Below are 17,197 nucleotides of genomic sequence, written 5' to 3' on the forward strand. Positions count from 1 at the left end.
ATTATATGAGGTTTCGGCGGTCGATATGAGTATACGTGAAGCGGGCATTCTGGCGGATAGCGGCATCAGGGCATTGCATCAGGCCGGTGCACTGAAAACCGAGCGTGATTTCGACGCTGATCAGATCCAGCCGGCCAGCCTGGACCTGCGCCTGGGCACGAAGGCCTATCGCGTGCGGGCCAGTTTCATGCCGGGGCCCGGAACCCCCGTCATCAACAAGCTGGAGAAACTCAAGCTGCACGAGATCGACCTCAGTCACGGTGCCGTGCTTGAGACCGGCTGTGTCTATATCGTCCCGCTGCTGGAAAGCCTGGCGCTGCCTGCCGGGGTTTCCGCATCGGCCAATCCCAAGAGTTCGACCGGGCGTCTTGATATTTTCACCCGCGTCATCGTTGACGGGGCACAGGAATTCGACAAGGTGCCGGCGGGATATAATGGCCCCATCTATCTCGAAGTCAGCCCGCGCACCTTCCCGATTGTCGCGCGTGCAGGATCGCGTCTCTCGCAGATACGCTTCCGCACCGGACGGGCGCAGCTCGACGAGACGGAACTGACCGCACTGCATGCAAGCGAGACGCTCGTGGCATCGGACACGCCGAACATATCGGGCGGCGGCATTGCCCTGTCCATCGATCTCACGGGCGACAAGAACGGCCTCGTCGGTTATCGCGGCAAGCACCACACGGGCGTGGTGGATGTCGACAAGCGCGGGGCGCATGACCTCTTCGATTTCTGGGAGCCGATCCATGATCGTGGCGCGCGCGAACTCGTGCTTGATCCCGATGAATTCTACATTCTCGTGTCGCGTGAAGCCGTGCATGTTCCTCCGCTTTATGCGGCGGAGATGACGCCGTTCGATCCGCTGGTCGGCGAATTCCGCGTGCACTATGCCGGGTTCTTCGATCCGGGTTTCGGGCACACCGCCGCAGGCGGAACCGGCAGCCGCGCGGTGCTTGAAGTGCGCAGCCACGAGGTGCCATTCATTCTCGAACATGGCCAGATCGTCGGCCGCCTGATCTATGAACATATGCTGGAGCGGCCCAAGGCCCTTTATGGCACCGACCTCGGCTCGAATTATCAGGCGCAGGGCCTGAAACTCTCCAAACATTTCCGGTCGTGAACCGCGGTTGATTGACAAGACGCCGATTTGACGGCCTGGATGTATTCCTGGGATTTGTCATGCAGGATTGGAGGTTTGCGATGCCTCGGAAAACCGGCTCGAAACGGCGTGCAGCAGCTGTCGTGCTCGCCATTCTGACGTTCATTGCGCTGCTGCCGCTGTTGTCGGTCCTGGTGACCTATGCGATCGCCAATACGCTTGGCTGCACGGTGGATGAGAACAGCGTTCACCCGTGTCTGCTGGGCGGCATCGACATTGGCGATACGCTTTACACGATGGGTGTGCTGGGCTGGCTGATGATCCAGGCCGCGCCGCTTCTGCTGATTGCGGTGCTGGGCTGGATCGGCCTTGGCATTGTCGCTATCGCCGGCCGCATGCGCCGCAGCTGATATACACGCTGTTTGCAGGGTGATGTGCGAATCCGGTTGACTATCGATCCCGGCTGCTTTTCATTCCGGTTATCTGCCCCGAGGCAAGTCCGCGGGCATAGGCGGGTGTAGTTCAATGGTAGAACGGCAGCTTCCCAAGCTGCATACGAGGGTTCGATTCCCTTCACCCGCTCCGTTAGAATTTTATTCCAAATATTTTATTATTTTGGAATTTATTTCTTAATTATTGCTGAAACATAGTGCTTTTATCTCGTATTTTTGTGAAAATGGAACACATCGACTTACGTAGCTGCGAATCTGACGGTATTTTTGTCGGTATCGGAGCAAGTTTCTTACCGATACCGACAAAAAGATGGATTATGGAGTCCAATCAAAGGCTTATCATATCAGTGGGTTAAGTTTATTGTTCAGTTCTTTAAATCATGGAAGTTCGATTCTTTGATGATGAACCTAATATCAATTTTAATGGGTTTATCCTTGATATTTGATAGCTATCTTTAGATAGCAGGGGAAAGCAATTAGTCGCTCTTGTGAAACGAAGAAGGAAAAGAGATAAGAATCATAAGTCTTTTTTTCTTTCTCTGCAGGAACAGGCTCGATTGGAGCTCTGTCGATGCAGACAGGAATTGAGATCGTCACGAACTCGGAACATTTATCGGGTGAGTGCTCTCGGAGACCAACGACCTCGGCCAAGCTAAAAGCCATTACCACGATAAAAGTTCAAACGGTGGCGAGTAGCATAATTTTCACGGGCGAGGCCGGGGTTGGGGTGCAGTTGCGGCTTGACTTTGCCAAAAACCTGTTAAGGTAGAAGCTGGAGAAATTCGCATGTATCTCAACAAAAACCTTGGCGCTCTGCGTCAACTATAGTCGCGGTAATAACCGCGATTGCGGCTCTCCTGACTGCAGGAACAGGCTCGATTGGAGCTCTGTCGATGCAGACAGGAATTGAGATCGTCACGAACTCGGAACATTTATCGGGTGAGTGCTCTCGGAGACCGTAGCCCTGTCGAGGTCGAGTTTCGTGGTGTAGGTTTGAGCACTCGACAACACAGGATTGTAATTGGATAAGTCTCTTTACGGTCAAATTCATCGCACAAAGAATTTGTATGAAGCATGGATTGCGGTGCGTCGAAATGCGCGCCAAAGCTCCCGTGCCGAAACGCGACAAAGAGTTGCTGAGATTGATGAAAATCCCATCCAGTTTATCAGTCGTCTTCAACGGCAGCTCAGGGAGCATCGCTTTATTATTGAAGCACAACAAGGAATAGTCAAAAGGAAAAGCAACGGGAAATCTCGTGGCATTGTAGCATCTCCTCTAGAAAACCGCGTTGTCCAACGAGCCATTCTAAATATACTACAGTCTGAGAATATCGGCGTAAGGGCGTCTTTGGGGAGCATTCCAGAAATCCTTGAGTGTCCGACAAGTGTTGGCGGTATTCCAAAACGCGGTGTGCCATATGCGTTAAGCCGCATTATGCCGACGATAGAAAATGGAGCGAAGTTTTATGCTCGCTCAGACATTAAAGGCTTCTTTGATAATGTGGATCGAAGCCGGTTATTCGAAACTCTTCGCAGTGAGATATCCGATACCTACTTCACTGAAATTATAGTCGAAGCCCTAAAAGTTGAGCTTTCGAATGAAGAAGAGATTCGCGAAGAACTTTCACTCTTTCCTCTTGGAGAACTGGGTGTGGCTCAAGGGAATTCTCTCTCGTGCCTTGCTGCTAACGTAGCTTTGGCTGCTTTTGATAAAGCGGTGAACAAGGGGAAAATCGTTACCATTCGTTACATAGATGACTTTGTTGTACTCGGGCCAGACCAGGAGTCGACAAGATGCGCTCTAAGGGAGGGTGTAGAGGTTTTAAAGTCACTTGGATTGACAGCGTATACTCCTCAGGAAAACCCTCAAAAGGCATCGGAAGGTAAGATTGCCGATGGTTTTACTTTTATAGGGTGTGACATCCGCTCAGCTCGAGTAGTCCCTGGAAAACAAACTCGAAGAAACCTTCTTGCTGACATTGACACGACAATCAAGAACGCCAGAACCACGATAGCCAAAATGGCTGTAAATAAGTCGTTGAGACGATCTCAAGAATGCTATGTTCAGGCGCTTTCAAAAATTGATCGACAAGTCAGAGGATGGGGAGATGCATACGCCTTTTGCACCGATCGTTTGATTTTTTCGCAGGTGGATGATGCGATAGACCAAAAATTACTGTTTTTCAGGAAATGGTTTGCGAAGAAAACGGTGAAGGTAGATGCTCGACTCTGGAGACGCGCTTATGGCGTGGCATTACTGAGCGATACAAAGAAGGTGGATATTGAAGAGCAGCTAGAAGAATATCATGTTGCCAAAAATCCCCGCAAATCGTCTCAGGAAGGCTCTCAAAATCTCACAAATTTGTCGGTATCGGTGACGGTATCGACAAAGTCCTCAACAAAAATTCTATAATTAAAACAAATATTTGCCTTCTAGATGAGGTTCCTCTTCACCCGCTCCATCCCTGTTTGCATGGAACGCAAGACGGCAGCAAGGATGCCGCCTCGCGTTGCCCCGGTTGTCAAATATTGATCTGCTCCAGCCACTTGCCAAGTGATTGCGCGATTTCCTCGGGTTGATCTTCCGGTGCATTGTGTTTGGCGGCACCGCAGTTGACAACGCTGAGGTTGGCATAGTTGGCCCTGCACCAGGCTACCATGTCCGCCCCGATCGCCAGGTTTTTTCCCGATCCTTCGAACGCAATCAACAGTTTCGGAACATCGACACTGTCGGCAAGCCAGGTGTTGAAATGCCGCATTCTTTCAATCACCGCCGCCGGTTCCTCATCGACAGGCATTGAGCGCGTCCATTCGAGAATGGCCCGGCGGCTTTCAGGGGTGGTGTATGACTGCGTATAGGCATGGATATCTTCGCTTGAAAGGCCGGAAAGCACCGTTGCCTGCAAGGTTTGTTCGATGAAGCTATTGCTCTGGAGCACGATGGTCTCGCCAAGCCCCTCCGTCTTCAATGCACGAAACCGTTCTGCAACCTCCGGCGGAAAATCGGCCCAGCGCATCGGCCGCAGAATTGTTTCCATGAAGGCGACGCCCCGCACCCGCTCCGGATGACGCGCCGCCCAATCCAGGGCGAGCGTACCGCCCCAGTCATGACCGACAAGGATGACATCGGATAGTCCCAGTGCATCGAACCAGGCGTCGAGATATCGGGCTTGATCGGCAAAACTGTAGCCGAGGGAGGGGCGGCCCGAGCGCCCCATGCCGATCAGATCGGGAGCCAGACGGCGATAACCCGACAGAGCGGGGGTAATGTTTCTCCACAAATGCGATGTGGTGGGATTCCCATGGAGAAATACAATGGGCGTACCCACGCCCGTTTCTTCGTAGTATAGGGTTGAATCAAGGATGGAGATGGATGGCATGAGATTGTCCTCTTCAGATATTGACAGGTGACTGTCTAATATCGTGTAGACAGTCACCTGTCAATATCTGAAGGATTCTGGCTCCACACACGAACAGGAAACAGCACGCTGATGAATTCACCAACGCCCAATCTCGGAATTCTTCTGCGGCTCCTGCATCAGCAATGGACGCAGGCCATCGACACCGCGCTCGATGAGGCGGGGTTCGTCGATATCCGTCCATCCCATTCGAATGTATTGGCCTTTACGCCTTCATCCGGAATTCAGGTCAGCGAACTGTCGAAACTGTCAAAAACCCGCAAACAATCGATCACCCAGGCGGTGGAAGAGCTTGAAAAGCTTGGCTATGCGGAGCGTCGCCCCGATCCTCGGGACAAGCGGGGGCGATTGGTCTTTCTCACAGCCCGGGGGCAGGCGGTGCAGCCCACGGCGATGGCGGCGGGCAAACGTATTCAACAGAACTGGGAAAGCGTCGCCGGCAAAGAGAATATCGACATTTTGACCTCCACTCTGCAGCTTGTGCTCGAAAAATTGCCTCGCGGCGAATAGACCCGCCTGCTTTTCGCTTGCCGTGGTGTACTTGTTTGAATGTTCATCAACAACGGCGTAATGTGGAGAGGGATCATCTGGAGGGAGCTGTCATGAAGAATATTTTTTCCCTAGTGGCTGCTGGCCTCATCGCGCTTGTGATGGGCCTGACATCAATCGTATCCGCGCAGGCCTCGCCTATCTCCGTCCAACGCGCGCCGATCGCTTCGAATGTGGAGCTGGTCAAATACAAGCACAATCGCGGCAGGCATTGGGGCCACCGCCATCATTATCGGCACGGCTGGAGAGGTCATCACCATCGCCGCCACCACTGGAATAATCGGCACCATCGTCCCGGCTATTGGAAGCACCATCGTCATCACAGGCACTATTATCGCTATTAGCGCCTCATAATGGCCCTAAACGGATTCTTAACGTTCCGGCAGGGGAACGATCACCGGGACAATTGAGGAGATGGGTATGACTCTTGTGAAGCGCGGTTTTGTTGCCGTTGCATGTTTTGGTTTGCTGGTTGCCGGCACAGCACTCTCGACGACGGGCAATTACAGCCTTGTCAGTTCTGCACTGGCCAAAAATGGCAATGGCAACGGTGGCGGCGAGGGCGGCGGAAAAGGCAATGGCGGCGAAGGCCATGGCAATGCCAAGGGCGACCACGCAAATGACAAATCCAAGACCAAGGAAGCTGATCTGAGCGACAGGGATCTGGACAAGAATACCTTGGGTCCGCTCAACGCAGCACATGCGTCCGCGCGGGCACGGGAGCGGGCAGCCCCCAATTCCTCCGTCGGCAAGATCGCCGCTTACGAACGCAGCCGCGAAGCAGCCCTTGCCATTACTGATCCCACGTTGCGGGAGCAGGCCCTCGAAGCCGCTGAAGCCAAATTGAGCACGGATTTCCATCGGACACTCACGACGGCGCAAATTGACAAAGTGAACGACCTGTTGGACGCCCGCCGCTGAGACCGAAATGGCCAATCGACAGGATTGGTGCGATATTCCAAAGCCCCCGTATCTCCGGACGCGGGGGCTTTTGTAATTGAGGTGGTCCTCGCGCCGGATATTTTCGACTACGGCGATTTGTTTTGCCGCTTTGAGCGCGCCCGCAACACTGCACCAACGCGCCTGAGTGGAGATGGTATAAGCGCTTGATACATGGCCTTCAAACTCATCAGGATATTCGTTGACGTTGAAATTTCACGATCGAGTTTATCGATTTTCGTGGTCAATGTTTGAGCGAGCGTTTCCATGGAATGGGAATTGGGCAGATGACGCTCTGTTACCGAATGCAGTTCGGCAAGGATCTCTGATTTTGATTGATCCAGCATTTGCCTGAGAGTGTCTGTTTCCGGCATCCAATGCATTTCAGAGGCGATACGAAACCAGGTTCTTTTTTCCGCGGTTGCAACGAGTTCCTGCGCCCAAAGGCCATTGGCAAGACCGAGTGCAGGCAGGCCGGGTGATCCTGCCTTGATGGCCGAACGGTAGAGCTTTTCGTATTGGGAGACATATTTGTCCGCCGGCGAATGCTCACGCAGATAATCGGCTACATCTGCCGCATCCTTGGCGTCGTAGTGCTGGATCGCTTCCTGCAACAGCCCGACAGTTGTCGGCCGGGCGAGCAACCGCACACCAAAATTATTCTTCCGCCAGGCCGCGACATTGCGGGTCGTGAGAAGTCCAGCAAAGCCGCGACCGTCACATACAACAACCGCACATCCGACAAAGGCCGCTTCCAGCGCCATGCGCGCCGTTGCAAAGACCAGATCATATTGGAGCAATTCCTTCTCAAGCGCATCGGAAAACTTGCCTGTTCCAGGGCCAAGCTCGTCAAGGGTCATGGTCTCTGCGGCACACGCGCGCCGCACCAATTCAGCATGACCGCTGGCCTTGGTAAGCAGGAGCGCCTTCCGGGGGCGGTCCGGAAGAGGGGGCCTTGCGATAAAACGCGCTGAATCAACGGCGTTTTCTATCGTGGTCAGGCGATTGGCCGGGATGCCTCTGGACAAGCATTTGTCTCTGCACGCTGCGTCTACGGCGACATAGTGCTTGATCTGCGGGTGCAGCAAAGGCGCTTCGATCTCGAACACGGAACTGTGGCACGTGTAGACGACCGGCACGTCGGGAAAACGTGCCATGGCAATAAAGCATGGGGACACATGGTGGGCATGAATGACATCAGGCCGATAGGGTATCTGATCTATCGCATGATAGATCAGATGTCCCTTCTGTATCATCCAGTTGGTGTCGCCGACCAATGTCGGGGCAAAAATCATCACCTGGTGGCCGGCACCTCGAAGTGCGTCAGCCAGCAGTTCAACGACACTTTCGGATCCGGACCGCATTCCAAAAACAAAATTTGTAATAAGAACACGCACTTTATATTTCCCCGATGCTTTTGTTGCGCAGCTATGGTCTATTTCACCAATGCAGAATAAACAAACACTAAGTATTCTTCTTTTGGCGCATCCTGGGCATGAGCTGCGCATTCACCATTGGGTGGAATTGAACAAGCCCCTTGTTTTCTTTCTGACAGACGGGTCCGGAAGCAAGGAACAGTCCCGAACGCATTATTCCCGGGAAATCATCGAAAAGACCGGATCCGCTGCGGGCGCGATATTTGGCGATATTTCGGACAGGCTTTGGTACGAAGCGCTGGCACGTCATGATCACGGGTTTTTCGCGGGGGTGATCGCGTCAATTGAGGCTGATATTGGAGAGCATCATTCTTACAGAATAGTTGCGGATGCACGTGATGGATACAATCCAATCCACGACCTGGCATCGGCCATGGGCGCGATCCTGCAAAAGCGATTGTCCGCGCGCGGCAAACCGGCCGAACTCCTCTTTTCCGCCGCGACAGCTGGAGCAAAAGGCGGTCGTGTCTGTGAACTGGTTTTGGATGGGGAAGCCCGCACGCGAAAATTGGCGGCGGTGGCGCGTTATCTTCCACTGGTTGATGAGGCGCGCTCTATTTTGAAACAGTATCCCGCAGCAATGGACAGGGAAGTGCTGATTTCTCAAGTCACCGATTGGCACACACCGAAAAATCCCGAGTGGGAGGAAATCGGACGTGAAAGGGTTGCGGCGGGTATTTATCACTCCTGCTTGACCTATGAAGATCACTTTTTGCCAGTTGTTTCCAAGTTGTTCGAAGAATGCGGCAAGTAACGCGATCATCTTCAGACGCACTGTGATCGAGGGCACTCGTCGCACGGCAATGGCCTGTCAGGCATAACCTGCTTGGCGGTATGCCCGGCCGGAAGAGTTGTACTCACTATCGAATGCCAATATAATGAAAGCTTGAGGGGACATGGCTGTTTCTTGGGCGTCTCACATCATGCGTAAACTGACATTTGAATCTGTGACCGTAGAGACCAGGCAGATAGGCAAATACCGAAGTATAGCCTCGGTAAAAGAAGCCGCTGAATTTCTGTCGGAGGATTGGCCGGCCCGGCACGGACCGAGTTATCTCGCCGCACAACAAATATGCCACGATGCCCTGAATGGCGAAAGAACGGTCGGCGAAGCCCGAAAAGCCTTCATTGCGGCGGCAAAAACCGTCGATATTTTCGTGCAGGATCGGCATTGAAACCAATCTGACCGTCTTGCCGGCTTCCGCCAGCCTTATCCCGGATATATTTGGTCTGCAACGCTTGGCGAATCCGCTATCGCTGTGCAATTGCTTGAACCGGGCCGCATATGGCCATATGTGAACACCATCGCTGCAATTGCCGCCGCCGCTATCGGAGTATCAATGTCGGACAAGATGAACCGTTTTCTGGGAGACACGCCGGGCCGTGTTCTGCTCAAGCTCATTCTCGTATCGCTTTTTGTCGGCGTGATCATGAACGCGTTCAACTGGTCGCCGCTCGATATTCTGTATGGCTTCGAGAATTTTGCCCGCCGCATCTGGAACCTCGGTTTTGGTGCCATCGAGCGTTTCGCCGGTTACTTCCTGTTGGGCGCGATCGTGGTTGTGCCGTGCTTCATCATTTTGCGGCTGCTGAGCTACCGGCGTTAAGCGCAAAAATATCGCCTTGGCCTGAATGAGCCACAATTGCTGGATATCGGCAGTGCGTCTCATTCAGGAATTGCTTATGCCCGACCATAGATTTCATTTGTCACGCCGCAGCGTGCTTGGGTTCGCCGCCGTCTCGGCGCTGTTGCCGCTGGCCGCCTGCCAGACAGTGACACGTACGCCGGGGAAAAGTGCCGGTGTATCGGCGTCAGCGACATCGCTTGTGCAGAATATACGCTCTTCCAATGGATTGGTCGGCCTGACCGCCGATTCTTCGCTGGAAGGCGCCGCATTGCAGCAGGCGGGTTACATGGCCAGCGCCGGCCGGATGTCCCATACGACCGGCTGGGGGCGTGATTTTGCCAGCCGTGTGCGGAACAACGAGATCCACGGTATTGCCGCCGAGAATATCGCCGTCGGCCGCATGGAACTCGGCCGGCTCTTTGCCATGTGGATGGCCTCGCCGCCGCATCGCCGCAATATGCTGGATCAGAAGTTCACCCGGTTCGGTCTTGCCTATTCGGAAGCTGCCAGCGGCAGCAGCCAGCGGTATTGGGCGCTGGTCCTTGCCAGCTGAACGATCGGCCGGGATTGGCCGATAGTTCTGGAAAAGCGCCGCGCGCAATGGCATAGGATATCGATAGCCCCTCTGGCGTCTTTCCCGGTGTCCCATGTCAACGCAAGTGTCCCATCCTGATGGATCAAAAATCGTTCGCCCGTTCGAGGTGACGAACCGTCTGATGCTGTCGATCACGATTCCCGTGATGCTGGCATCGTTGACGACGCCCTTGCTCGGTCTCGTCGATACGGCTGTGATTGGCCAGCTCGGCGATCCGCATCTGCTCGGCGGGCTGGCGATCGGGGCTCTGGTTTTCGATTTTCTCTTCTCGACCATGAATTTCCTGCGCGCCGGAACAACCGGGCTGGTGGCGCAGGCGATGGGCCGTCATGACAATGTGGAGCAGCAAGCGGTGTTCTGGCGGGCCATCGGCATAGCCGTGCTTGTCGGCTTTGTCTTTATTGCCGTAACGCCGCTGGTGCTGACTGCAACGGTTCGCTTCATGAACCCGGATCAGGCGGTCGCCGACGCCATGTCCACCTATGTGTCGATCCGGCTGTTTTCGTCGCCGATGGCGCTTGGAAACTTTGTCGTTCTCGGTCTGCTGCTCGGGCAGGGCAAGGCGATGCAGGGCCTCTACCTGCAATTCCTGCTCAACGGCGTCAACGTGGTCATGACCTGCTGGCTCGGTCTGGTCATGGGCTGGGGCGTGGCGGGCATTGCCTGGGGAACCGTGCTTGGCGAAAGCGTCGCGCTGGTTGTCGGCTTGACCATGGTCTACTGGCAGTTTCGGGCCGTTCCCAATCCGTCGCTTGCGCGTATCCTTGATATGCCGGCCATCCGGCGGATGTTTGCAGTCAACCGCGATATCATGCTGCGCTCGTTCTTCCTGCTGATCGCCTATGCCTATTTCACCCGCGCTGGTACCGAGGCCGGTGCCGTGACCTTGGCAACCAACGCCGTGCTGATGAATTTTCTGCTGATCTCGGGCTATCTCATTGATGGCGTGACGACGGCAGCCGAGCAGATTTCCGGCCGTGCCGTCGGCGCCCATTATCGCCCGGCCTTTGATCGCGGCATCAAGCTTTCATTCCTGTGGGGGCTGGTCCTTGCTTCGCTGATGGCGCTGTTCTTCCTCATCTACGGCAATGCCATCGTGGCGGTTCTGATCAAATCTGCGGATGTGCAGGCCATGGCCGCACTCTACATGCCGTGGGCGGCCCTCGCGCCCGTTACCGGGCTGCTGGCCTTCCATATGGACGGCGTATTCATCGGGGCCACCTGGTCACGCGACATGCGCAACATGATGCTGCTGTCACTTGCCGGGTACTTCGCCGCCTATTTCATTCTGCCGCAGTTCATGGGCAATCACGGGCTCTGGCTGGCGCTTCACCTGTTCCTCGGGCTGCGTGGTCTGTCGCTGCTGGCGATCCTGCCACGGCGGGCGCGGCTGCAGTTCGCCAGCTAGATCGTTCAGGAGCGCTGGCGATCAGCGCGATCCAGCGCGTGCTGGATCAGCCGGTCCACCAGTTCGGGATAGGGAATGCCGCTCGCGCCCAGTGTCTTCGGGTACATGCTGATATTGGTGAAACCCGGTATGGTGTTGACCTCGTTCACGACGGCGCTCATGTCCGGCCGCAGGAAGAAATCGACCCGTGCCATGCCTTCACAGCCGAGGGCCCGAAAGGCCCGGCCTGCCATGTCCTGCAGCTGTTCCCGGACAGGTGCGGGAAGGTTGGCCGGAATGGACAAGGCCGCGCCATCGGCATCGATATACTTGGCTTCATAGGTATAAAAGCCGTGGCTGGCGGCTGGAGCGATCTCGCCGGGAACCGAAACGGTCAATGAACCGTCGCTCCGTTCGAGAACGCCAAACTCGATCTCGCGGGCCTGGACAAACTCCTCGACAATGACCTTGCGGTCGTGCCGGAATGCCTCCTTGACCGCGGCCTCGAAAGCCTCGGCTGTGGCAGCCTTGCCAACGCCGACGGACGAGCCCTGCCGGGCGGGTTTGACGAAGACCGGTGTGCCAAGCTCGTGCGTGATGTCGTCAAACCCGGCGGTTTCGCCAAACTGGAGTGTCACGCCCTTGGCGACGGGCAGGCCGGCCTGCTTGAGCAGGCGCTTGGCAATGTCCTTGTCCATCGCCGTTGCGGAACCGAGAATGCCGCAGCCGACATAGGCCACATCGGCAACTTCGGCCAAGCCTTGCACCGAACCGTCTTCACCGAAGAGGCCGTGCAGCACGGGGAAGACCACATCGACCGGCGGTATTTCATGCGGTGCGCCGTTTGCCGGAATAACGAGAAGCCGGCCTTTGCCGCCGGGCAGCAGGCTGATTTCAGGTCCGGTTGCCGGAACAGCCTTTGGCAGGCCGCCATCTTCAAGCGCGACAAGCAGCCATTGACCGGTGCGGGTGATGGCGATGGGCACCACCTCGTATCTTGACGTATCGATTGCCTTGACGACATTGCCGGCGGAAAGCAGGGAAACCTCATGTTCGGCCGAACGGCCGCCAAATAGAACTGCCACCCGTCTCTTGCGTGTCATCACTGTGTTTCCATTTTGCTGGAGTTTATCGCCGTCATCCGTTGGATTGCGGAACAGTGGCAAAATTACGCTCTGCCGTCAGGCGGGAATGTCTTTCGCCGCCCAATCCGCAAGGTCACGATCCCGCAATGCGCTGATATTGCTGATGCCTTCGCGCTTGAGCGTGGCGGACATCTCCTTGAGGATTTCAGCAGCGAGCCCAGGGCCATGGTAGATCATGCTGGTATAGAGCTGGACGAGATCGGCACCCGCGCGAATCTTGGCGATTGCCGTCCTGGCGCTGTCGATGCCGCCGACACCGATGATCGGCAAAGCGGGGCCAACGCGCTGGCGCATCTTTGCCAGAACAATCGTGGAGCGATTGAAGATCGGCGCACCTGACAGGCCACCGGTCTCGGCCGTGTGCTGCGGGCTACGCAAACCCGTGCGTGACAGGGTGGTGTTGGAGATGATCAGGCCGTCCAGCGGATGCAGCGCGATTTCGGCAGCAATATCGTCGAGGCTGGCTTCAGGCAGATCCGGCGCGATCTTCAGAAAGACCGGGCGCCGGACACCGGATTGCGCTGCAACCGCATCGCGGGCTTCCAGCACCTTGCCGAGCAATTCCTTGAGGCTGTCACGGGCCTGCAAATCCCGCAGGCCCGGCGTGTTGGGCGACGAGATGTTGGCGGTGAAGTAGGCTGCGAGCGTATGGAACTTCCGGATGCCGGCGACGTAGTCAGCCACGCGATCGGTTGAATCCTTGTTGGCTCCGATGTTGACCCCGACAATTCCCGGACGATTCTTGCGCGATGACAGCCGCTGGAACGCGGCTTCGTGGCCTTCATTGTTGAAGCCAAGGCGATTGATCACGGCATTGTCGTCGACAAGGCGGAAAATGCGTGGCTTTGGATTGCCGGATTGCGCCAGCGGCGTGAGGGTCCCGATCTCGGCAAAGCCGAAACCGAGCTTCAACAGGGCGTCCGGCACTTCCGCGTTCTTGTCGTAACCGGCGGCCATGCCGAGAGGGTTGGGAAATTTCAGCCCGGCAACGGTAAGCTGCAGGGCAGGGCTGTCCGGCAATGTGCATCCCGGCACCAGCCCGGTCCTCAATGCCTTGATCGACATGCCATGGGCGTCTTCCGGGTCGAAGGAAAACAGGACCTTGCGGCCCAGCGACTGAAACAGTCCGCTCATGCATTCATCTCCGGAAACTGGTGCTTGCCATCGATGTCAAGCGGCAGCGGTTTGACCCACAGGACGGCCGCCATCGGCAAAGACGCGTAGAGGTGCGGGAAGAGGTCGCCGCCGCGGGAAACCTCGTATTTCAGGGCATCACCCAACCGGTCGGTCTCGACGGCGACCAGCAGCAGGTCATCCTGTCCGGCAAAGTGTTTGCTCGCCGTTTCCACCGCCTGTACAGCGGTGGAGAAGTGGATATAGCCGTCGGCATGGTCGATCGGCGCGCCATCAAACACGCCTGCGGCTTCCGCCGCCTGCCACAGTGCCCGTGGGGCAATCTTGTAAATCAGTTTGCTCATGCGGATTTACTAGACGCAAAACCGCAATACGCAAAGGGTAGACTGCTGCCGGTAACAGAAATCTCGGCGCTCATTCCTATTTTCGGCGTATTATCCTTTCAAGCTTGAGGTTCAGCATTTCGGAGGTCTGTCATGTCACGCACACGAACACTGCTGGCCGCTGCTGCGGCTGTTCCGTTCCTCGCAATCGCAGCCTCGAGCGGCGCGATGGCGGAGGAAACCACGAATTATTCCCTGGAAAAAACCGATACCGGTTACATCAGGATGAACAACAGGACCGGAGAGATGTCCATCTGCCAGGAAAAGTCCGGGCAACTGATCTGCAAACTCGCGGCGGATGAACGCAGGGCCTACGAGGAAGATGTGGCGGATCTGAAGACCCGTGTTGCCAAGCTGGAAGACACGGTCGCCAGCATGGGCAAGATTCCGCCGGTTGTCCGCGATGCGCTTCCTTCCGATGAAGAGTTCGAGAAGGGCATGAATTACATGGAGAAATTCATGCGCCGTTTCATGGGGATAGCCAAGGAATTCCAGAACGATAACAGCGGCGCCAAGCCGCAGCAGGCCCAGCCGCAGAAAACCTGAAACGGGTAAAATCTGGGCGATCTGTCAAGGCATGTTTTCCACGGAAAACGCCAAAACCTTTGCTCCAAAGATCATTTTGTTCTTGATTTGTTCGCGTTTTTATACGACTTTAGTCCCTCGCTAATGGACGCTGGAGGGACAGGATGAACGAGGGGCCAAGACTGATCGGTGAAATTTCCATCCGGCTTTTTGTGCGCCACGGCGACCAGCAAATGGCCATGGATTTTTATGAAAATGTATTCGGCGCGCGGGTGGTCGGGCGCCCGTATCTGCACAATGGCGCGTTGATTGCCGCGGAAATGCGGATGGGCGCGTCGGTGATCATGATTGTCGGCGCCAACCCCAAACGCGATGCGGATGCATCGCTGGGCGGGCCGCGTTCTGTCCACGCGATTGGCGCGACGCCAGTCATGCTCGATATCCATGTCGACGACGTCGACCGTGTCATGCACCACGCCACGGCGGAAGGCGGCCATGTGCGCAATGCCGTCGAGGAACTGGACAATGGTGACCGCGTCGGTGTGCTGACCGATCCCTTTGGCCATTTGTGGGTGGTCAAGTCACGCCGCAAGCATCTGGCGGCATGATCAGGCAACCGGCCGCCGAAACAACCGGTTGCCCGCGTTGCTGTCAGGCTGCAAATCTTTTGGTTGCAGCAATCAGTTCATGCACAATGCCCGGTTCCGTGACGGAATGCCCGGCATCTTCGACAATGCGAAGGTCGGCTTCCGGCCAGACCTTTTTCAGATGCCAGGCGTTCAGGAGCGGGGTGCACATGTCATAGCGGCCGTGCACGAGAACGCCGGGAATTTCACGGATCAGATGGGCATTGCGCAGGAGGTGGTCATCCGTTTCGAAGAAGCCCCTGTTCTGGAAATAATGGCATTCGATGCGTGCAAACGCGATGGCGAAATGATCGCCGGCAAAAGCCTCTTCCCGCGCCGGATCCGGCAGAAGGGAAAGCGCGGAACCTTCCCAGCGTGCCCACAATTTGGCGGCGGCCAGGCGCACGGCCGGGTCCTCGTCGGTAAGGCGCTTGTAATAGGCCGCGATCATGTCGCCGCGTTCTGCCTCCGGAATATGCTCCTGATAGGCTTCGAAGCGGTCGGGATAGATGATGCTCGCACCGTTGGAATAGAACCATTCGATTTCGAAACGGCGGATCATGAAGATGCCGCGCAGGATCAGCTCGCTGACATGGGCGGGGTGGGTCTGCGCATAGGCAAGAGCCAGTGTCGACCCCCACGAGCCGCCGAAAACCTGCCATTTATCGATGCCGAAATGGTTGCGGATACGCTCCATGTCCGCCACTAGATCCCAAGTGGTGTTCTCGCGCAGTTCAGCATAAGGCGTTGATTTTCCACAGCCGCGCTGGTCGAAAAGAATGATGCGGTAGAGTTCAGGATCGTGCAGCCGGCGCATGGCGGGGTTGATCCCGCCGCCAGGGCCGCCATGGATCATGATGACCGGTTTGCCCTGGGGATTGCCGCATTCCTCCACGTGAATGCTGTGCAGATCAGACACGGCGAGCATCTGCTCGGCATAGGGCTGGGTCTCGGGGTAAAGTGTATTCGTTATCATACATCTTTCTTTCGAAAAGTGGCGAAATAGGTCTATGATTGCGCGGGATTGATGTTTTGCCAAGTCAATTCATGTGTTTAGCAGACATCTACGAACAGTCCGCATTGGTTTTGAACTTACCCGCGCAATAGATTTGTCTTGATATATCAGGAAAATGCGCTTTAGTCGCTATTATTAAAACGATTAGATTTTCAGATGTTGCAATTTCAAAACGGAGACTTTTCAGGCATGAGATTTAAGTTTGTCATTGTGGACGATCATCCGCTTTTCCGGGGTGCGTTGAAAGCTGCACTTATGCTGCAGGCAGGCGACGCGGATATTATCGAGATCAGCGATCTGGAGAGTGCTAAAAGGCACATCCTCGATGCAGCCGACGTTGATCTTGTGCTGCTCGATCTTGCCTTGGGCGGCGTCGGCGGTCTGACTGGCTTGATTGCTTTGCGTTCGCTGCATCCGAGTGTGCCGATAGCGATTGTTTCGGCAACCGATGATGCGGTTACCATCCGTACTGCGCTGGCGCTCGGCGCCTCGGGCTTTATTTCCAAATCCTCAACCCTTGACGAGATTGCCGATGCCGTCGGCAGAATACTCGATGGCGAGATATGGTCACCGCTGACCGGTCAGGGCGGGGGACAACTGGATCAGGAACTGTTCGAACTGGTCGGCCGCTTGCGCCGTCTTACCCCGCAGCAAGGGCGGGTTCTCGGCATGATGGCCGACGGTATGCTCAACAAGCAGATTGCGCATGAACTCAATGTGTCGGAAGCCACGATCAAGGCGCACGTCTCTGCGGTTCTCTACAAGCTTGGTGTTGAAAGCCGGACACAAGCGGTCATTTGCTTGTCCCGTTTCAACAGCACCCCCGCGCCCCTGAACGCCAGAACGGTGGAGTTTCATTAGCGCG

General features: G+C 55.8%; 20 protein-coding genes and 1 tRNA gene. 15 read left to right on the forward strand and 6 right to left on the reverse strand.

The window, feature by feature from the left end:
• Positions 1–25 precede the first annotated feature (25 nt).
• The 4 genes from ACZ5FP_RS05830 (at position 26) to ACZ5FP_RS05845 (ending at position 3,964) form a co-directional block, all read left to right on the forward strand.
• Positions 26–1,120 (forward strand): 2'-deoxycytidine 5'-triphosphate deaminase, encoded by a 1,095-nt coding sequence (locus ACZ5FP_RS05830; protein WP_464662702.1) that lies wholly within the window; start codon positions 26–28, stop codon positions 1,118–1,120.
• Positions 1,121–1,200: 80 nt separating this feature from the next.
• Entirely contained in the window at positions 1,201–1,509 is a 309-nt protein-coding gene (locus tag ACZ5FP_RS05835) for a hypothetical protein (protein WP_464662703.1), read from the forward strand.
• A gap of 101 nt (positions 1,510–1,610) precedes the next feature.
• Positions 1,611–1,681, forward strand: a tRNA-Gly gene (locus ACZ5FP_RS05840).
• Positions 1,682–2,572: 891 nt separating this feature from the next.
• Positions 2,573–3,964: a reverse transcriptase domain-containing protein gene (locus ACZ5FP_RS05845; protein WP_464662705.1), complete on the forward strand. Its 1,392-nt coding sequence runs from the start codon at positions 2,573–2,575 to the stop codon at positions 3,962–3,964.
• A 109-nt stretch (positions 3,965–4,073) separates the two neighbouring features.
• Here ACZ5FP_RS05845 and ACZ5FP_RS05850 read toward each other — a convergent pair whose 3' ends face one another.
• Positions 4,074–4,952 (reverse strand): haloalkane dehalogenase, encoded by an 879-nt coding sequence (locus ACZ5FP_RS05850; RefSeq protein WP_464663194.1) that lies wholly within the window; start codon positions 4,950–4,952, stop codon positions 4,074–4,076.
• A 90-nt stretch (positions 4,953–5,042) separates the two neighbouring features.
• Between ACZ5FP_RS05850 and ACZ5FP_RS05855 the strand changes: the two genes are divergently transcribed.
• The 3 genes from ACZ5FP_RS05855 to ACZ5FP_RS05865 all read left to right on the forward strand — a co-directional run bounded on the left by ACZ5FP_RS05855 (position 5,043) and on the right by ACZ5FP_RS05865 (position 6,440).
• Positions 5,043–5,480 carry a MarR family winged helix-turn-helix transcriptional regulator gene (locus tag ACZ5FP_RS05855; protein ID WP_464662707.1) on the forward strand — a complete coding sequence of 146 codons (438 nt, stop codon included), beginning with the start codon at positions 5,043–5,045 and terminating at the stop codon, positions 5,478–5,480.
• 92 nt (positions 5,481–5,572) lie between these two features.
• The gene (locus tag ACZ5FP_RS05860; protein ID WP_464662709.1) at positions 5,573–5,863 is read left to right on the forward strand and encodes a hypothetical protein; all 291 of its coding nucleotides are present in this window, start codon (positions 5,573–5,575) and stop codon (positions 5,861–5,863) included.
• Between the two features lie 76 nt (positions 5,864–5,939).
• The gene (locus tag ACZ5FP_RS05865; protein ID WP_464662711.1) at positions 5,940–6,440 is read left to right on the forward strand and encodes a Holotricin-3 precursor; all 501 of its coding nucleotides are present in this window, start codon (positions 5,940–5,942) and stop codon (positions 6,438–6,440) included.
• A gap of 107 nt (positions 6,441–6,547) precedes the next feature.
• On the opposite strand, the gene ACZ5FP_RS05870 is transcribed toward ACZ5FP_RS05865, so the two are convergent.
• The gene (locus ACZ5FP_RS05870) at positions 6,548–7,855 is read right to left on the reverse strand and encodes a glycosyltransferase (RefSeq protein ID WP_464662713.1); all 1,308 of its coding nucleotides are present in this window, start codon (positions 7,853–7,855) and stop codon (positions 6,548–6,550) included.
• Positions 7,856–7,904: 49 nt separating this feature from the next.
• Here ACZ5FP_RS05870 and ACZ5FP_RS05875 point away from each other — a divergent pair, with 49 nt between their 5' ends.
• From ACZ5FP_RS05875 to ACZ5FP_RS05895, 5 genes are all read left to right on the forward strand, one after another.
• Positions 7,905–8,648, forward strand: a complete 744-nt coding sequence (locus tag ACZ5FP_RS05875; RefSeq protein WP_464662715.1) for a hypothetical protein — start codon at positions 7,905–7,907, stop codon at positions 8,646–8,648.
• Positions 8,649–8,817: 169 nt separating this feature from the next.
• Positions 8,818–9,069 (forward strand): DUF982 domain-containing protein, encoded by a 252-nt coding sequence (locus ACZ5FP_RS05880; RefSeq protein WP_223611866.1) that lies wholly within the window; start codon positions 8,818–8,820, stop codon positions 9,067–9,069.
• 165 nt (positions 9,070–9,234) lie between these two features.
• Complete coding sequence (locus tag ACZ5FP_RS05885) at positions 9,235–9,501, forward strand: DUF6460 domain-containing protein (RefSeq protein ID WP_464662717.1); 267 nt, start codon at positions 9,235–9,237, stop codon at positions 9,499–9,501.
• A gap of 76 nt (positions 9,502–9,577) precedes the next feature.
• Positions 9,578–10,075 carry a CAP domain-containing protein gene (locus ACZ5FP_RS05890; protein WP_464662719.1) on the forward strand — a complete coding sequence of 166 codons (498 nt, stop codon included), beginning with the start codon at positions 9,578–9,580 and terminating at the stop codon, positions 10,073–10,075.
• A 94-nt stretch (positions 10,076–10,169) separates the two neighbouring features.
• Complete coding sequence (locus tag ACZ5FP_RS05895) at positions 10,170–11,525, forward strand: MATE family efflux transporter (protein WP_464662721.1); 1,356 nt, start codon at positions 10,170–10,172, stop codon at positions 11,523–11,525.
• Between the two features lie 5 nt (positions 11,526–11,530).
• On the opposite strand, the gene ACZ5FP_RS05900 is transcribed toward ACZ5FP_RS05895, so the two are convergent.
• The 3 genes from ACZ5FP_RS05900 to ACZ5FP_RS05910 form a co-directional block, all read right to left on the reverse strand.
• Positions 11,531–12,607: a D-alanine--D-alanine ligase family protein gene (locus tag ACZ5FP_RS05900; RefSeq protein WP_464662722.1), complete on the reverse strand. Its 1,077-nt coding sequence runs from the start codon at positions 12,605–12,607 to the stop codon at positions 11,531–11,533.
• Positions 12,608–12,685: 78 nt separating this feature from the next.
• Entirely contained in the window at positions 12,686–13,783 is a 1,098-nt protein-coding gene (locus tag ACZ5FP_RS05905; RefSeq protein WP_464662724.1) for a quinone-dependent dihydroorotate dehydrogenase, read from the reverse strand.
• A complete protein-coding gene (locus tag ACZ5FP_RS05910; protein ID WP_464662726.1) occupies positions 13,780–14,127 on the reverse strand; it encodes a DUF952 domain-containing protein in 348 nt (115 codons plus the stop codon). The genes ACZ5FP_RS05905 and ACZ5FP_RS05910 overlap by 4 nt, the downstream gene beginning before the upstream one ends.
• 132 nt (positions 14,128–14,259) lie before the next feature.
• Here ACZ5FP_RS05910 and ACZ5FP_RS05915 point away from each other — a divergent pair, with 132 nt between their 5' ends.
• The gene (locus tag ACZ5FP_RS05915) at positions 14,260–14,712 is read left to right on the forward strand and encodes a hypothetical protein (protein WP_464662728.1); all 453 of its coding nucleotides are present in this window, start codon (positions 14,260–14,262) and stop codon (positions 14,710–14,712) included.
• Between the two features lie 143 nt (positions 14,713–14,855).
• The gene (locus ACZ5FP_RS05920) at positions 14,856–15,299 is read left to right on the forward strand and encodes a VOC family protein (protein ID WP_223611854.1); all 444 of its coding nucleotides are present in this window, start codon (positions 14,856–14,858) and stop codon (positions 15,297–15,299) included.
• A 43-nt stretch (positions 15,300–15,342) separates the two neighbouring features.
• Here ACZ5FP_RS05920 and pip read toward each other — a convergent pair whose 3' ends face one another.
• Positions 15,343–16,293 carry a prolyl aminopeptidase gene (gene pip / locus ACZ5FP_RS05925; protein ID WP_223611852.1) on the reverse strand — a complete coding sequence of 317 codons (951 nt, stop codon included), beginning with the start codon at positions 16,291–16,293 and terminating at the stop codon, positions 15,343–15,345.
• Positions 16,294–16,521: 228 nt separating this feature from the next.
• On the opposite strand from pip, the gene ACZ5FP_RS05930 reads away from it, so the two are divergent.
• Positions 16,522–17,193 (forward strand): response regulator, encoded by a 672-nt coding sequence (locus ACZ5FP_RS05930; RefSeq protein WP_464662730.1) that lies wholly within the window; start codon positions 16,522–16,524, stop codon positions 17,191–17,193.
• Positions 17,194–17,197 lie beyond the last annotated feature (4 nt).

It is taken from the genome of Phyllobacterium sp. T2-21 (assembly GCF_055378485.1).

Bases quoted from the DNA above. Each gene is read 5' to 3' on its own strand.
- ACZ5FP_RS05830 (WP_464662702.1), top strand. From the start codon at position 26: ATGAGTATACGTGAAGCGGGCATTCTGGCGGATAGCGGCATCAGGGCA.
- ACZ5FP_RS05835 (WP_464662703.1), top strand. From the start codon at position 1,201: ATGCCTCGGAAAACCGGCTCGAAACGGCGTGCAGCAGCTGTCGTGCTC.
- ACZ5FP_RS05855 (WP_464662707.1), top strand. From the start codon at position 5,043: ATGAATTCACCAACGCCCAATCTCGGAATTCTTCTGCGGCTCCTGCAT.
- ACZ5FP_RS05860 (WP_464662709.1), top strand. From the start codon at position 5,573: ATGAAGAATATTTTTTCCCTAGTGGCTGCTGGCCTCATCGCGCTTGTG.
- ACZ5FP_RS05865 (WP_464662711.1), top strand. From the start codon at position 5,940: ATGACTCTTGTGAAGCGCGGTTTTGTTGCCGTTGCATGTTTTGGTTTG.
- ACZ5FP_RS05875 (WP_464662715.1), top strand. From the start codon at position 7,905: ATGCAGAATAAACAAACACTAAGTATTCTTCTTTTGGCGCATCCTGGG.
- ACZ5FP_RS05880 (WP_223611866.1), top strand. From the start codon at position 8,818: ATGCGTAAACTGACATTTGAATCTGTGACCGTAGAGACCAGGCAGATA.
- ACZ5FP_RS05885 (WP_464662717.1), top strand. From the start codon at position 9,235: ATGTCGGACAAGATGAACCGTTTTCTGGGAGACACGCCGGGCCGTGTT.
- ACZ5FP_RS05890 (WP_464662719.1), top strand. From the start codon at position 9,578: ATGCCCGACCATAGATTTCATTTGTCACGCCGCAGCGTGCTTGGGTTC.
- ACZ5FP_RS05895 (WP_464662721.1), top strand. From the start codon at position 10,170: ATGTCAACGCAAGTGTCCCATCCTGATGGATCAAAAATCGTTCGCCCG.
- ACZ5FP_RS05900 (WP_464662722.1), bottom strand. From the start codon at position 12,607: ATGACACGCAAGAGACGGGTGGCAGTTCTATTTGGCGGCCGTTCGGCC.
- ACZ5FP_RS05905 (WP_464662724.1), bottom strand. From the start codon at position 13,783: ATGAGCGGACTGTTTCAGTCGCTGGGCCGCAAGGTCCTGTTTTCCTTC.
- ACZ5FP_RS05910 (WP_464662726.1), bottom strand. From the start codon at position 14,127: ATGAGCAAACTGATTTACAAGATTGCCCCACGGGCACTGTGGCAGGCG.
- ACZ5FP_RS05915 (WP_464662728.1), top strand. From the start codon at position 14,260: ATGTCACGCACACGAACACTGCTGGCCGCTGCTGCGGCTGTTCCGTTC.
- ACZ5FP_RS05920 (WP_223611854.1), top strand. From the start codon at position 14,856: ATGAACGAGGGGCCAAGACTGATCGGTGAAATTTCCATCCGGCTTTTT.
- pip (WP_223611852.1), bottom strand. From the start codon at position 16,293: ATGATAACGAATACACTTTACCCCGAGACCCAGCCCTATGCCGAGCAG.
- ACZ5FP_RS05930 (WP_464662730.1), top strand. From the start codon at position 16,522: ATGAGATTTAAGTTTGTCATTGTGGACGATCATCCGCTTTTCCGGGGT.